Annotated in this window: 13 protein-coding genes; 4 read left to right on the top strand and 9 right to left on the bottom strand. The window is 43.0% G+C overall.

Features of this window, described 5'->3' with window-relative positions; translation table 11 throughout:
* The first annotated feature begins 37 nt into the window (after positions 1 to 37).
* Positions 38 to 1,123 carry a PCMD domain-containing protein gene (locus F0475_RS04915; protein ID WP_155715737.1) on the top strand — a complete coding sequence of 362 codons (1,086 nt, stop codon included), beginning with the start codon at positions 38 to 40 and terminating at the stop codon, positions 1,121 to 1,123.
* 63 nt (positions 1,124 to 1,186) lie between these two features.
* Entirely contained in the window at positions 1,187 to 1,966 is a 780-nt protein-coding gene (locus tag F0475_RS04910; RefSeq protein WP_155715736.1) for a porin family protein, read from the top strand.
* 256 nt (positions 1,967 to 2,222) lie between these two features.
* Here the strand turns inward: F0475_RS04910 and F0475_RS04905 are convergent, their stop codons facing one another.
* Both F0475_RS04905 and F0475_RS04900 read right to left on the bottom strand, forming a co-directional pair.
* Complete coding sequence (locus F0475_RS04905; RefSeq protein ID WP_317163185.1) at positions 2,223 to 4,403, bottom strand: tetratricopeptide repeat protein; 2,181 nt, start codon at positions 4,401 to 4,403, stop codon at positions 2,223 to 2,225.
* Positions 4,404 to 4,440: 37 nt separating this feature from the next.
* Positions 4,441 to 5,352 carry an ABC transporter substrate-binding protein gene (locus F0475_RS04900; RefSeq protein WP_155715735.1) on the bottom strand — a complete coding sequence of 304 codons (912 nt, stop codon included), beginning with the start codon at positions 5,350 to 5,352 and terminating at the stop codon, positions 4,441 to 4,443.
* Between the two features lie 61 nt (positions 5,353 to 5,413).
* Here F0475_RS04900 and radA point away from each other — a divergent pair, with 61 nt between their 5' ends.
* A complete protein-coding gene (gene radA, locus F0475_RS04895; protein WP_155715734.1) occupies positions 5,414 to 6,814 on the top strand; it encodes a DNA repair protein RadA in 1,401 nt (466 codons plus the stop codon).
* Positions 6,815 to 6,961: 147 nt separating this feature from the next.
* Here radA and F0475_RS04890 read toward each other — a convergent pair whose 3' ends face one another.
* Positions 6,962 to 7,669 (bottom strand): GDSL-type esterase/lipase family protein, encoded by a 708-nt coding sequence (locus F0475_RS04890; protein ID WP_155715733.1) that lies wholly within the window; start codon positions 7,667 to 7,669, stop codon positions 6,962 to 6,964.
* A 134-nt stretch (positions 7,670 to 7,803) separates the two neighbouring features.
* Positions 7,804 to 8,223 (bottom strand): hypothetical protein, encoded by a 420-nt coding sequence (locus tag F0475_RS04885; RefSeq protein WP_155715732.1) that lies wholly within the window; start codon positions 8,221 to 8,223, stop codon positions 7,804 to 7,806.
* A gap of 628 nt (positions 8,224 to 8,851) precedes the next feature.
* Between F0475_RS04885 and F0475_RS04880 the strand changes: the two genes are divergently transcribed.
* On the top strand, positions 8,852 to 9,643 hold the full coding sequence (locus F0475_RS04880; protein ID WP_155715731.1) for a glycoside hydrolase family 25 protein: 792 nt from the start codon (positions 8,852 to 8,854) through the stop codon (positions 9,641 to 9,643).
* Positions 9,644 to 9,660: 17 nt separating this feature from the next.
* Here the strand turns inward: F0475_RS04880 and F0475_RS04875 are convergent, their stop codons facing one another.
* The 5 genes from F0475_RS04875 to purD form a co-directional block, all read right to left on the bottom strand.
* Entirely contained in the window at positions 9,661 to 10,098 is a 438-nt protein-coding gene (locus F0475_RS04875; RefSeq protein ID WP_009435813.1) for a hypothetical protein, read from the bottom strand.
* A gap of 153 nt (positions 10,099 to 10,251) precedes the next feature.
* Positions 10,252 to 11,919, bottom strand: a complete 1,668-nt coding sequence (locus tag F0475_RS04870; RefSeq protein WP_155715730.1) for a formate--tetrahydrofolate ligase — start codon at positions 11,917 to 11,919, stop codon at positions 10,252 to 10,254.
* A 442-nt stretch (positions 11,920 to 12,361) separates the two neighbouring features.
* Positions 12,362 to 12,814 (bottom strand): YqaA family protein, encoded by a 453-nt coding sequence (locus tag F0475_RS04865; protein WP_009435804.1) that lies wholly within the window; start codon positions 12,812 to 12,814, stop codon positions 12,362 to 12,364.
* Positions 12,790 to 13,731, bottom strand: a complete 942-nt coding sequence (locus tag F0475_RS04860; protein ID WP_155715729.1) for a hypothetical protein — start codon at positions 13,729 to 13,731, stop codon at positions 12,790 to 12,792. Before F0475_RS04860 ends, F0475_RS04865 begins: the two co-directional genes overlap by 25 nt.
* A gap of 3 nt (positions 13,732 to 13,734) precedes the next feature.
* Entirely contained in the window at positions 13,735 to 15,003 is a 1,269-nt protein-coding gene (gene purD, locus F0475_RS04855) for a phosphoribosylamine--glycine ligase (protein WP_155715728.1), read from the bottom strand.
* Positions 15,004 to 15,006: the final 3 nt, after the last annotated feature.

The following is a 15,006-nucleotide window of genomic DNA, read 5'->3' as shown; positions in this document are numbered from 1 at the left end:
CATTAAGTTATTAAGTACACATTATTAATAGTTAAAGATGAGATTGATAAGACCTTTACTCCTCACCATGACGGCAGGAGTTGTGCTCTCTTCTTGTATTAAAGAAGAGGCTTTAAATGCAGAAGCAGATATTACCAATATCACAGTCAAGGGTACGGAACTAATCCGTAAACCGGTTATAACGAATAATACTATCCAACTCTATGTCAATGGATGGGCTGATGTTACGCATCTTGCACCCGTATTTAACTTGACAGAAGGTGCAACGATTGAACCAAAGGATAGCACTGTTCGTGACTTCACTCAGCCCCAGCAATATGTTGTCACATCGCAGGATGGACAGTGGAAGAAGGCTTACACCGTCTCTTTCATTGCTAACAATGACATCGCAACAGCCTATCATTTCGAAACATTAAAGGTTGATAACACTGTTAGTTACGACACCTTCGTTGATAAAACACCTGATGGTGGCACCTTTGAGTGGGCGAGTGGCAATAGTGGAGTATCGTTTATTCTATCGGGAAAAGGGGCTAAGGACTATCCAACAAGCCAAGCAGACGATGGCTATAAGGGCAAGTGTCTGAAGTTGACAACCATCAGTACGGGAGCTGTGGGGGCTTTATTCGGTTCTCCAATAGCTGCTGGTAACCTGTTTACAGGCTCCTTTGAACTTGATTTTGGCGATACTGGCAAGTCAACTCACTTTGGTGTTCCCTTCCGACAGACGCCTTTAGCACTCGTTGGATACTATAAGTATAAAGTTGGTGATAAGTTTACTGATAAGAATCAAACGGAGATTAAGGATAGAAAAGACGACTTCGCACTCTATGCCGTATTGTTTGAAACAGGTGATGGAGTAGAGTATCTCGATGGTCATAATTCGCTGACTAGTGATCGGATAGTGCTTAAAGCAATGCTAGAAGATCGTAAGGAAACAAACGAATGGACACGTTTCAGCATTCCTTTCAAGGCTATTGACGGAAGGACAATAGATGCTGAAAAGTTGAAAGAAGGCAAATATAGTCTGGCTATCATTATGTCATCTAGTAAGGACGGAGCCAATTTTGAAGGCGCAGTGGGGAGTACACTCTATGTTGATGAACTAGAGTTATTCACTAAATAAGCTGTCATTTAAATACTTACAAAGTAATACTAAAGAATAAACTTAATAGTGTTTTGCATTAAAATGAATATACGAGTTATAGTACTTGCAGTCGTTAGCTTGAGTTGTTCCATGAGTCTCTTCGCACAAACCGACCGCACAGAAGCATTAGAATCAGCCGATCAGAACGGGTGGGAATATGAGTTGAAAGCAGGTGTAAACATCGGTGGTTCGTCTCCACTTCCTATCCCTGTTGAGATAAGAAAGATAACTAGTTATAACCCACGATTCAATGGAACGATTGAAGGAACAGCCACGAAGTGGTTGGGAGAAGACCGCCAATGGGGTGTCTCGGTAGGTTTGAAGTTGGAAGAAAAGGGCATGATTACTGGTGCAAGAGTAAAGAATTACAGGACAGAGATTGTTGATGAGGGTAGTCATATAGCCGGTTATTGGACAGGCGATGTGCAGACTGACTATCATTCAACGCTCCTCACCATCCCAGTTATGGGCAATTACCGCATCAATGACAGGTGGAAAGTGCGTGCCGGGGTCTATTCTTCTATCAAACTAGATGGTAATTTCTCTGGACATGTTAGTAACGGATACCTCAGAGAAGGTACTCCAGTGGGGCAGAAACTGACCTTTAATGATGGACAAACAGCCTTTTACGATTTCTCTTCATCACTTCGCTCCCTTCATTGGGGTGCTCAAGCAGGCGCAACGTGGCGTGCCTTTAACCATTTTACCATCAATGCCGATATGACATGGGCAGCAAATGGTATCTTCAAGAAAGACTTTAAGACGATTAGTTTCAAGCTATATCCAATCTATCTAAACATCGGTTTTGGCTATCGTTTCTAGGTGTGCTTAGGAGAGAACAACATAAGACATAATATTCAATGAGGGCGTTTCTTCCTATCGAAGAAACGCCCTCTTCATAGCAAGGAAACGCCCTTCTCAAATGGAGAAAGGCGTTTCCTTGTTTTCGTTCCTGCTGCTCCTACTAATGAAGCATAGCCTCGTTACACTCCGCCCCTCCCTCTCTTCCACTTATCCTAACTAGCTTCCGTTAGGTTCTCCTCCCTTTTCAGGGAGGCAGGGTGGGGCTATCTTTTCCCTAAAGTGGCTTTGCCAATGTTAGCATTAACAGCCAATCGGTCTCTTGGATGTTGTATAGATTCAGAATCTCTGCGTCACTCTTAAACTCATCCAATAGTTGGTCGCGATTCTTATTACCCTTAGTTATCCAATTACTAAACAATTCGGCAGCACGTTGAGCGTCCCCTTTAGCCCATTGACAATAGCCTGCATTGAGGTAATCCTCCGTCGTTGGTAATGTATTCAGGAGTGTCTCATAAAGCTGAGTGGCCTTGTCAAGACTCTTTTCCATGAGCATTGCCCATGCAAACACACGCTTCACATTCATGTCGTCAGGGTTCTGATAATCTAAGCGGAATAACTCTTCACGTACTTCAGATGATTTCCCTAATTTCAATAGAGCGATACAACGATTCAAAGCATAGTCCTTATTCTCTGCATCCAGTTGTAATAACTGTTCATAGGTGTGCTCTGCTGTCTCGTAATCTTCGCAATCTAGCGCAGCACGAGCTTGTCCTTTTAGTGCCCACTCATTGTTGGGTTCCTTCTCTAAAGCCTTTAAGAAGAAGTCATACGCACTATCAGGTCTACCGATATGGATGTTTGTGTAACCCATAAGAATGCAGTATCTCGGGTCGTCACTATAGAATGTACTGAGCAGTTCTATCAGTTTCTTGTATTGGTGTCGCTTATATAAATGCAGTGCTAAACGCAACTTCATGTCATCAAGTCCAGTGTTCATAAACGACTTATAGATAAAGAAGAAGATGTCTGCAACGAAGTCTCCTTTGCCATTATCTTCGAATGGGTTAATGAAATCCTGTGCTGTTCTATAGAGTCGGAAGAAGCGATATAAATCCTGAATGTACGCTCGACGGATATTTGCAACACCTTCTTTCTCATCGAAAGAACCGAGTGGGCCGAAGGCAGAGTCAGTCCCTATCATCTCTTTAATGTTACTTGGCAACTGGTTGATTACTTGCTCCATAGCAATCGCAAGGGAGTACTTATCCGAGTCACAAAGTGCCCCTCTCTCTACGAGAACATTGAGAAACTTCGAATCTCCTAGCGCCTTTAAGGTGGGTCGAAGAGCAGGGTTTTCGATATAGAATGGTGTGAACCAATTCACTACATCACTAAAGAATGGGAAGCGTTTCATCTGTCGGAACCCACCGAAATAGATGTCCGAACCTTGCTTCTGCATATCCATCATCTTCTTAACCTGTTCCTCCATCTGCTCCATGCGTTTGTCTTCTGCATCTTGATGGAGTATGTTTTCAAGTTGATCCTCCTCCTTTTCAACAATGCCGATACGCCCAACAGTGAGGTTGGAATTGCGCATGATGTCTGGCATAATATCCCTTTGAATCTTGTCGTTGTCCTTTTCTGTGTCTAAACTATAGAAGAGTTGGATTTGTAAAGAGAGCAATTCACGTGTCACACTAGCATCAGCACAAAGTTCTTTGATGATAGAATCTTGTTCAGGAAATATATCCATTCCCTCAAAGACAGATAGCACCCAACCCACGAGAGCACGCTGGCGAACATGGATGTCGGTTGTTTTCTGATAGATAGAAGTGAGTGTTTTGAACTTATAAATATCGAATTGGTTCATTGCACTCAACGTGATTGCACTGACGAGAATCTGCTGGTCATTGGATATGACAGTAGGTGATGTCAATAGTTGGGAATAGAATTGATAATCCTCTTCTGTCCATTGGCAAGATGTAAACAAGGCGTTGAACAGACGATTAATGAACAACTGATGACGATCGTAGAGTTCGCTTTCTTTCTCCTTTTGGGCGGTCTCTTGTTGTAGAGATAACATAGCTAAATCAGTGACAAAAGACTCTAAGACGGTGCGAACAAAGTCATGGCTGGTGTTGAGATGGTCGCTTATTTTAAAGGCATCAATGTATGCTGGTACATGTTTGCAACGCCAACTAATCTCTAAGTTGGCGGTTACACGATAAAGACGTTGTAGCAATGAGGCATAAAGAGAGGCGCGTTGCTGATCGATAAGCCCCCTCCCCATGTAGTCAACCATCAGTTGATAATCACGCTTGACAGCCTCAAATTCATCGTTACCCATCAGTGAAGGACGTTGTAAGAAGAGCTGATTTAATACTTCAATAGCATTGTCCAATCGCTTATCCATCAGTTCGCTTATAGTCTTACTAAGTATGTCTTCTACGTTCACTGTGCTATTCTTTAAAGTTACTAATTATGTATCTATCTCACTTATTGTGGTTAAGAAAATCCCTAGCCATTATTAGGTCGGCCTTACGAGGTGCCCCCACCTTTGTGTATTTGATGTCAGGTAAAGCTCGAACTGTGGCATCATCTGCCTGCATATACTTCTTTATCAAAGCCGCGTAATACTTAACACCATGTTTATTAATCAAGTCGACAGCCTTGTCGTAAGCCTTTGCAAACTCCTCATCTTCCGATGGTCTGCGGTGCTTATCCATAATTGCTACGACCCCTAGATGTACACCTGCATCCACCGAATTAAATAGAGAGTTGTTGTCACCTTGCAGTGCCTTCGTGGTCTGTGGCTCGGTAAACCAATAGGCATCTATCTCATGGTTCTGTAGCATCTTGAGCCTAACTAATACGTCATTGACCTGCACTTGGAACACTTGATACTTCGGTTTTGCCTTCTTAACGACCATGTTACTTAATAAGTCAGTGCCTGAGAAGCGTGTTTTGGCTATAATCTTATCACTTAAATCGGATAGTTTCTTTAGTTTAGAGGACCTATCGGCTATGAGCTGCCAGTTGAGGTTTGTGTCCGTTAGATAGTGCATTAACACTTTCTGTCTGTGCTTTAAACGCTCAGTCCGAACCAAATCGCTGAAGGCTGCCTGTACGCTTCCTCCAGCCATAGCAGTGTCACAATCCATCTGAGCATTGTATTGTTTTAGTCGGATATCTACTTTAGTTGTATCGTATAATACGCTATCTTTCAATAGATAAGCAGGTAGACAATCAAGCGTTGGCATTACTGCAACCTTGTAAGCTCGCTGATATCTCTCTTTCTCCGCCTGCTCTTGTGCCTTCTTTTCGACCTGTAGTTCCTTCGCAGACTTCCCACAACCAACGATCAAGAATATCGATAGGATGAATATGTAATAAGTACGTTTCATGTTGTGCAAAATTAATAATTAATTTTGTAACTAGGCAAATTCTTAGTACTTTTGTCCCACTATGTCAAAGGATAAAATAGCTTATGTCTGCAGTAACTGTGGGCAGGAAAGTGCAAAGTGGATAGGTAAGTGTCCTAATTGCGGGCAGTGGAATACATTCAAGGAGATACGTATTGCCGCTGATACTGGTACACATGCTGCACGCCAAGCAGCAACTTCTTTGCGTCATACGAATGCTGGTGAAGCTGTCTCGGGATTGGCTAACAAGCCTCAAAGACTGCGTGATGTCTCTGCGAAGGATGAGCCTCGTATGGATATGCACGACGGTGAGTTGAATCGTGTGTTGGGTGGTGGTCTGGTGCCAGGGAGCATTGTTTTGTTAGGAGGAGAGCCTGGTATCGGTAAGAGTACATTGACCTTGCAGACTATTCTACACCTATCTCAACGCATCTTATATGTTAGTGGTGAAGAGAGTCCACATCAGATTCGTATGCGTGCGGAACGCATTACTAAGGATATACCAGAGAATATCATCATCTTATCGGAGACCTCTCTTGAACACATATTTGAGCACATCAAGGATGTAAAACCCGAACTCGTTGTGGTCGATTCGATACAGACTATATCCACAGAGGACGTTGACAGCAGTCCTGGAAGCGTCAGTCAAGTGCGTGAATGCGCCTCTGCTCTATTGCGATTTGCGAAGACTAGCGGTGTACCAGTGGTTCTTATCGGTCATATAAACAAGGAGGGAAGCATCGCCGGACCGAAGATTCTAGAGCACATAGTCGATACTGTGATTCAATTTGAGGGTGATCAACATTATATGTATCGCATTCTTCGAAGCATAAAGAACCGCTTTGGCTCCACATCAGAGCTGGGTATCTATGAGATGGAACAGCAAGGTCTGCGGCAGGTAAGCAATCCTTCGGAGTTACTACTTACTGAAGACCATGACGGACTATCAGGAGTTGCGATCTCAAGTACCATCGAAGGCGTTCGACCCTTCCTCGTTGAGACACAAGCACTGGTATCTTCTGCAGCCTACGGAACGCCTCAACGTTCAGCAACAGGCTTTGATCAGCGTCGTTTAAACATGTTACTTGCAGTGTTGGAGAAGCGTGTTGGCTTTAAACTCATGCAGAAGGACGTGTTCTTGAACATAGCTGGTGGACTGCGAGTAACCGATATGGCGATGGACTTGAGTGTGATTGCTGCAGTGTTATCATCCAATGTTGACACCCCAATCGAGGCTGGTTGGTGCATGTGTGGAGAGGTTGGCTTGAGCGGTGAAGTGCGTCCCGTCAGTCGTATCGAACAACGTATTGCAGAAGCAGAGAAGCTCGGCTTCAGTCATATTATCATCCCGAAGTATAATATGTCAGGGCTTACTGGCAAGTATGCAATACAACTTCATCCTGTAAGGAAGGTTGAAGAGGCTTTGAGGATATTGTTTGGATAACCCATCCTTATATATGAATATTGGCAGAAACAAGCGTTCTTATTGTTTCTGCCAATATTCTTTTTATATACAAAATGCAGTATATTAGGTAATTATAAAATATCTCTAAAGTTAAAGATAATGCCTAATTAGCTTTCAATTAAAGCTTTACTTATAGATATAAGGGCGTATAATCTTTGCCCAAACATCATACCCTTTCTCGGTTAAGTGCAATCCGTCACGACAATATTCAGCCTTCATTGTTTGCGGTTTAGCACCAAGAAGCGGCGTGTAAAGGTCGATGTAAGTGAGAGCGTGGCTCGCACAATACTGCTTCAGTTTATTGTTTAGTTGGATAATCAGGTCATCCTTCCCTTTAAGATACTTCCACGTACCCACTTCCTCATTAAGTGGTAGAAGGCTCTGAACGTATAGTTCCGTCTTAGGACACTGCTTTCTTATTGTTGTCAACACGTTAGTAATTCCTTGGAAGACCCGTTCAACACTCCAGCCATGGCTCAGATCATTCGCACCACACTCGAAGAAGATCTTTTTGGGATGGTAAGGAAGCACCAAGTCAAGCCTGTTGTACATCCCCTTGCTATCGTCTCCAATGATTCCCCGATTGATAATCTTGCCTGCACCAGGGAAGTGTCTGTTCCAATCGCCACCATATTCTGAATGGCTATCACCATACATTACGATGACATTGGAGGGCAGTTTGCCCTCTTCTTTGAACTGTTTCACCTTTATACTATAGTGTTTTGACCCATGATAAACAGGGTGTTGAGTTTGCGCAGAGAGGCTCCCTAGCGAAAGAAGAAATAGTGAAGTAAGGAAGGATCTCCTTATGTTTAATAGTCTATTATGTACCATTTTGATGTGTTAAACCACCTACAAAAGTAAGGAAAAAGATGGAGAATAAAGAGAAAAAGTCTGGTTATCTGTCCTAGAGGGAGTAGATAACCAGACTTTTTAAAAAGGGATTTCTTAAATCTTCTGTATGCCTGTTAGCGCATGAGTTTCAATACTCTTGTAAGGTACTTTTGGGTCTTTGCCACATCATACTTTATACCACCACTCCATAAGCGGATGGCTTTCTCGATGTTATTAAGCGGATTGTGGAAGGATTGGATGATAACAAACATCTCCTTAGACTTCGTTGCGTTAAATCGATCAGATAGTGTGTAACGCTTTGAACTGCCTCTACTTTTAAGGATGTTATTACATTCCTTGACTAGAATAGGGGATATTTGAAGAACTCCAACATACGACCCATTAACCGCTAAAGCATTCCCCTTGCTTTCAAGTTGGATGATTGCGGCCATTACAGGACCCCAGTTAAACTTGCTACTTTGAGCATTTGCTTCAACAGATGAAGCCAAAATCATTAAGAAACTAACAATTACTACTTTAAAAAATCTCATCATTTAAAACTTTCCGGAACCTTAGATAAGTTGCTCAAGAGAGTTACCTTCTATGGTGCGTTCCTATGTGAGAATGAGTTACCACCGCACCTTAGTTCCATATTAACGCTTGCAAAGATACAAAAAATATTGCTGATAACCAAATAATTAGCATTTATTTCAAATAGAGTTACTCGAATGGGAGGGGGCGAGATAAAGCCTCACTCTGCCCTTCCGAAGGGGGAGGAGTACCTCACGGGATGGGTATTTGTTTGGCTGTTGGAGGTTGGTTGGTGCGTTGTGAGGCTGTGCCTCATTAGCTGGAGTAGCAGGACTAAAAACAAGGGAACGCCTTTCTCCATTTAAAGAGGGTGTTTCCTTGCTATGAAGAAGGCGTTTCCTTGTATCAAGGAAGTGCCTTCGTCAATTAGAAAGGATTATCTCAAAGTAGTGTCAGACAAGGGGGCTATCCCTACTTTGAGGCACTCTAATCAATGGAGCAAATAACTTGTCCACTTGTAACTCGTATACTCGTCAACTCTACCTAACCACAATTTGTGACATTCAAAAAGATTAATTACCTTTGTGCATATATTCTTTTTGAATTGTTATAGGGCATTTAATCTAATTATATTCTTGGTTTATTCTTAGCATGGTAAGACGTAGAAGGAGGCGCAGTAAGCGTAAAAACAATAATAGGAAACTATGGATATGGGGCTGTGTGGCTCTGTTTACACTTGCTGTTATCCTTGTGGTCGACCTTAAACCATGGCGTCGCAAGCATGCAACTGTTAGTGATGAATGGCCTTACCATGACCTAACAAAGGGAGAATATACCAAAGATTTCGATGGTTTAGACCTATCTCGTCATCAAGGAAAGATACACTGGGACGTGCTAGTTGATGAGAACCCGCAACTCAAGTTCGTGTATCTTAAGGCTACGGAAGGCAGTTCTGTGGTTGATCCCTATTATCAGAAGAACCTCAAAGAGGCTAAGAAACGAAACCTACTAGTAGGTTCGTATCATTTTCTCACACGTCGTACTTCAATGGAAAGGCAGGTTGAGAACTTCCTTTCTAACATCGACCTACAGCAACAGGACTTGCTTCTTCTGGTCGATATAGAGGATGATGGAACAAGAGGATGGGATAGTCAGTTAATAAAGAAGAACTTATCACGGTTCATTCAATTAGTTAAAGAGCGCACAGGACACGCCCCAATGATCTATACCAATGAGTCTTATTACCATTTACATCTCTATCCGGACTTCAATCATTATCGCTTGTTTATCGCTAATTATAACCTCCCTCCAGTCTTAGGAACAGCCAAGTATGATATTTGGCAATCGAGTAAAAAGGGCAGAGTAAAGGGTATTTGGACCCATGTGGACATAGATCAATTACGTGAAGGAGTCAGTGTTGACGACTTTAAAATGCCGAAGTAAAGCTAACAGAACGGCCTTTATTGGCAGTCACCAGCAATCTTATTCATAATGCGAATAGACTCATCTGCCTTATAAACATCCTTTCCCAGTTGGCTAAAGTCTATGATGCTTCGATAGACACTAGTAAAGGCTACGAGCTTCTTACCCCTTACGAACAAGAGAGTACACATGTTATCATACATGGTGTTATCGATGATAACATCTCTATCTCCACCATATCCCATGTCGATACTCTCGTTAGTTGCAGTGATACTATTGTATGGTTTGACCACAACCATCATGTCCCAGTCTTTGTCCTTATAGAGTGAATGAACCGAGATACAGGTATTTTGCTTTTGTATCGTTTGTAGGTTATCAGTGATATTGACCTCTTTGTAAGGGATTCTAATACACAGAATGATAGCCACGAAGAGGATGATTGTTGAAATAGTTAGTAGTATAGTCTTCCGTTTCATATTGTTTTTTCATTGTAAAGGTTAGTGTTGTAAACGTATAATTGGTGTTGCTTGCAAGTGCTGTTAACACTTACCTCGGTAAGAGCCTTTCGATAGATCACCTATCTAATAAGTCTCTTGCAAGCAACACACAATAATCAAGTGGGACAGAGCTTAGGCTAGTCCTTCTATCTGCCCACGCACAATATCAATCTTCTCTGCCTGTGGAACCTTTGGTAAACCAGGCATTCTCATCATGTCACCAGCGATAGCAACAATCATTTCAGAGCCACCATTGATAACAAAGTCACGAATAGTAATATCGAAGTTCTTCGCTACTCCCACCTGTTTAGGGTCTTCGCTGAATGAGAATTGGGTCTTAGCAATACAGATAGGGAAGTGTCCCATGCCCCATGCTTGTACACGTTGCATCTTCTTCAAAGCGATTGGTTTGAAGATAACAGATCGTGCACCATAAACATTCTTAGCCACCTTTTCAACCTTTACTTCTATACTATCTTCATCAGAGTAGGTCATGTTGATAGCCTTTGCACCTTGCTTATCTATCGTCTCAACAACGAGCTTTGCCAAGTCTTCTGCACCTTCTCCGCCTTTCATAAACACGTTATTTTCAGCGAAGCCAACACCTACTTGCTTACAATGATCAGCCAACAACGCTACTTCCTCATCGCTATCATCACCATATCTATTTAGTGTTACGATGACTGGTTGACCAAAGTTTTGCATGTTCTGAACGTGCTTGTCAAGATTAGCAAAACCTTCGATAAGTGCTTGTCTACCCTGTTCTTGAGTACTGCCATCCGTGAGTCCGCCATGTAACTTCAAGCCTCGTAAGGTTGCAACAAGCACAGTGACGCGTGGATGAATCTCTCCCTTGCGGCATTTGATATTGAGGAACTTCTCTGCACCAAGGTCTGCTCCGAACCCTGCCTCGGTAACTGCATAATCACTCAAGGACATTGCCATCTTCGTTGCTAACAAACTATTGCAACCATGAGCGATGTTTGCAAAGGGTCCACCATGCACCAATGCAGGTGTAGCCTCAAGTGTTTGGACAAGGTTCGGTTTGATTGCATCCATCAACAAAACGGTTATTGCACCTGCAATACCTAGGTCTTTCACTTTGAAAGGTTTGTCATCAAAGGTGATACCAAGCACCATGTTCTCAATACGACGGCGTAGATCGCTTTCATTAGAGGCTAAACATAGAGCCGCCATGATCTCACTTGCAGGTGTAATATCAAACCCCGATTGGGTCGGGAGACCATCAGTTGTTGCTCCCAAACCCGTTACGATGTTGCGAAGACTGCGGTCGTTCACATCAAGAACACGCCTCCATAGAATCTGCTTGAGCGTGAATCCCTGGTTACGGTGCTGATAGATGTAGTTATCCAATAGTGCTGCAATCATGTTGTGTGCGCTTGTTATGGCATGAAAGTCGCCTGTGAAGTGCAGATTTATCTTCTCCATCGGTACCACTTGGGCGTATCCACCACCGGCAGCACCACCTTTCATTCCGAAACAAGGGCCTAAACTCGGCTCTCGCAAAGCCAATACAGAACGTTTCCCCATGCGATTAAGAGCCATTGAAAGCCCTATGCTCACGGTCGTTTTACCAATACCTGCACGGGTAGGGGATATCGAACTAACAAGGATTAAACGGTTTTTAGCAACGCGTTCTTCGTCTATTAAGGTGAGAGGAACCTTAGCCATATACTTCCCATAGTGCTCTAACTCGTCTGCAGGAATACCTATTGTAGCTGCAACTTCTTCTATTCGCTTCATCTTACATGAGCGTGCGATCTCAATATCCGATTTCATAGTTTCAATATTTAAAATTTAGTTATGTAGGCAAAGATAGGAATATTTTCTGAATCTACTAGCCTATTCGTAATAAAGTTTTAACCTATCGTTACGTTTTTACGAATAGATGTCTTATCAGCTAAAAAACATGATTTACTATTCAAGGTTATGGTCGCTTTGAGTGCTGTAAAGTTCCACTTTTGAAACAAAGGATAATCTCCTAATTCGCTTCTGTTAGGCACTCTTCTCCTAAGGAAATGTTGAGTTGGTTTTAAAGAGAGCCTTTCTTCGATTTGAGAAGAGCCTCTCTTTACAATGAAGAAACGCCTTCTTCGATGTGAAGAAGGCGTTTCCTTTTATGCGTTTGCTTGTTGGTTGCTAATGAGGCTATGCTACATAAGACTAAACCTCACCCTTTTCTGTGCGACTAGCTAGCCTTTATTGGTTATTTTCAGAGGCTTTACATGAACAGATTTGCCCCCCAGATGAGCAAGGCGTAACGTATCACTTTACCCAAGGTAATGCTGAATACTGACAAAGGAAGGTTCGCACGTGTAAGTCCAAGAACCACAGTTATGGCACTACCCAGTATCGGGAGGAAGGCAAAAAAGCCCATCCATGCCCCATGCCCACCCATGAATTTATAGGCACGATCTATGGAGCTCTGTTTGAGATGGAAGTATTTTTTAAGCCATTCGAGCTTTCCCAATCGTCCTAACCCATAGTTGACCATACCGCCCATGACGTTTCCTATGCTGCCATAGATGAGTAGTGGCACAGGGTCAACGCCTGCTGCAAGAAGTCCAAGCATAACAGCTTCGCTACTAAAAGGCAACACACTACCAGCAAGGAAGGCAGAGAGAAACATGCCCCAATAGCCGTAGTCGATTAGAAAGTGGGTGATAGCGTCCATAAGTTGATGATAGTTATGATGAGTGCAGCAGCCGACAAGAGGATAAACACCCAGTTAGTTATACGTGTGTGAGTTAATGCAAAGAAGTGAGCAATGAGTGGTGATGTGGTCACAATGAGCACACTTAGCAATGCTTCGAAGTGTTGCGGCTGTAAGAAGAGGAATACGATTGTTGCAATATCAATGGTGATAAAGACTTGAAAGAACAATCGTATGCGTATGCTGTCATTGCGTTTTTGATTTGAAAAGTGTATGATTCCAATGATAGCACATAGTAGAACATAAGCCAAGACGGCTATGTTACTTGTGGTTAAGGACGTGAAATCGAGTGGTTTCTCAAATACACCTAATTGTAAGAAATGCTTAGCTAGCAAAGAGATCTCGCCCTTTGCTGCAAGATAAGGCGCATAGAACCAATAGGGGAGAGTGATACCAAGCAGAGACGCAACGAAACTTTTTCCGCTTAAAGAGAGTAGGTTGGTGCGTGAGATAACCCAAAGTATGGGCAAGAAGTAGAGTACCTGCACCCATACCACGCTTACCATACCAATACAGAAGTACGCATAAAAGGTCCATCCAGGCGCATTTGTGTCTTGATAACAGCGGAAAGACAGGCTGTAAAAGCCCACCATTCCTAGCATGACAATCGATGAACGGATAGATGGAAACATAAAGACTGCCATCGTCGCAAGCACGATGAATGAGCAAGACACCATTCTGCTATAGATGCGAATGAGTGCATTTGCATTGTTAAGTTCCATCATTAAATAGGTAGCTAGTAGCAAACAAACACCTGGCGCAACCACTGTTAAGCTATGTAAACCAGCCACTATCCATACAAGCATAGCCGCTGAAACCACCCACGCTTGGGTCCAGCGGCTCTCTGCTATTCGGTTTTGAATACGCTTCTTCTGCATAGGTTACAAGTCCTGTCCTATATCTCTTCTAAAGTATTTATCCTTAAATTCAATCTTATTAGCCTCTTCGAAGCTCTTTTGTAACGCCTCTTCCTTGTTCTTACCATACGATGAAACAGCAATCACACGTCCTCCGTTCGTTACAATCTGTCCGTCTTTGAGGGCTGTTCCACTATGGAATACAACGGAATCAGCCACTTTGTCGAGTCCAGTAATTGGATAACCCTTCACGTACTCTTCGGGGTATCCACCGCTAACAAGCATTACGCAAACAGCAGAACGGCTGTCGAACTCCACCTTGTATTGGTCAAGATTCCCTTCGGCAACGCCTTTGAAGAGGTCGACAATATCCGTCTTCAATCGTAGCATGACGCTTTCAGTCTCTGGATCACCCATTCGGCAGTTGTATTCAATTACCATTGGTTCACCATCAACATTGATAAGTCCGAAGAAGATAAAGCCCTTGTAATCTATATTTTCAGCCTTCAAGCCTTCAACAGTGGGGCGAATAATACGCTTCTCAACCTTTTCCATCCACTCTTTCGTTGCGAAAGGAACAGGCGTAACACTGCCCATACCACCCGTATTGAGCCCTGTGTCATGTTCACCAATACGTTTGTAGTCCTTCGCTTCAGGTAGTATTTGATAGTGAGAACCATCTGTTAAGACAAATACAGAGCATTCGATACCAGAGAGGAACTCCTCAATAACAACCTTAGCAGAGGCATTTCCGAACATACCATCAAGCATTTTGCGCAGTTCCTCCTTTGCTTCTGCAAGCGTAGGAACGATCAGTACGCCTTTACCAGCAGCCAATCCGTCAGCTTTCAGTACGTAGGGTGGCTTGAGCGTATCGAGGAATTGCAATCCTTCCTCAATGCTTGTACCATCGAAGGTGGCGTAAGCTGCAGTTGGAATGTTGTGCCTCTTCATGAAAGCCTTTGCAAAGTCTTTAGAGCCTTCAAGCACTGCACCAGCCTTTGAAGGACCGATGACAGGGATGTGAGCAGTACGTTTATCATCTTTGAAAGCGTCATATATGCCATTAACCAGTGGGTCTTCTGGTCCTACAACGACCATATCAACCTTCTGTTCGATGGTAAACTCCTTGAGACGTTCAAAGTCGTTTACACCGATAGAGACGTTTTCTCCAACTGCGCCAGTGCCTGCGTTGCCTGGAGCAATAAATAGTTTGCTACATTGTTTGCTTTGTGCAATCTTCCAAGCTAAGGCGTGTTCACGCCCTCCACTGCCTAATAGTAATATTCTCATAAA

Source organism: Prevotella vespertina (assembly GCF_009728485.1).
Lineage (GTDB): Bacteria > Bacteroidota > Bacteroidia > Bacteroidales > Bacteroidaceae > Prevotella > Prevotella vespertina.
The sequence above is the reverse complement of the archived record's forward strand: the minus strand, read 5'-3'. Positions and strand labels throughout refer to the sequence as shown.

Coding starts and splice junctions, on each gene's coding strand:
- F0475_RS04900 (WP_155715735.1), bottom strand. CDS start 5,352: ATGAAACGTACTTATTACATATTCATCCTATCGATATTCTTGATCGTT.
- F0475_RS04875 (WP_009435813.1), bottom strand. CDS start 10,098: ATGAAACGGAAGACTATACTACTAACTATTTCAACAATCATCCTCTTC.
- F0475_RS04880 (WP_155715731.1), top strand. CDS start 8,852: ATGGTAAGACGTAGAAGGAGGCGCAGTAAGCGTAAAAACAATAATAGG.
- F0475_RS04865 (WP_009435804.1), bottom strand. CDS start 12,814: ATGGACGCTATCACCCACTTTCTAATCGACTACGGCTATTGGGGCATG.
- F0475_RS04915 (WP_155715737.1), top strand. CDS start 38: ATGAGATTGATAAGACCTTTACTCCTCACCATGACGGCAGGAGTTGTG.
- F0475_RS04910 (WP_155715736.1), top strand. CDS start 1,187: ATGAATATACGAGTTATAGTACTTGCAGTCGTTAGCTTGAGTTGTTCC.
- purD (WP_155715728.1), bottom strand. CDS start 15,003: ATGAGAATATTACTATTAGGCAGTGGAGGGCGTGAACACGCCTTAGCT.
- F0475_RS04860 (WP_155715729.1), bottom strand. CDS start 13,731: ATGCAGAAGAAGCGTATTCAAAACCGAATAGCAGAGAGCCGCTGGACC.
- radA (WP_155715734.1), top strand. CDS start 5,414: ATGTCAAAGGATAAAATAGCTTATGTCTGCAGTAACTGTGGGCAGGAA.
- F0475_RS04885 (WP_155715732.1), bottom strand. CDS start 8,223: ATGATGAGATTTTTTAAAGTAGTAATTGTTAGTTTCTTAATGATTTTG.
- F0475_RS04890 (WP_155715733.1), bottom strand. CDS start 7,669: ATGGTACATAATAGACTATTAAACATAAGGAGATCCTTCCTTACTTCA.
- F0475_RS04870 (WP_155715730.1), bottom strand. CDS start 11,919: ATGAAATCGGATATTGAGATCGCACGCTCATGTAAGATGAAGCGAATA.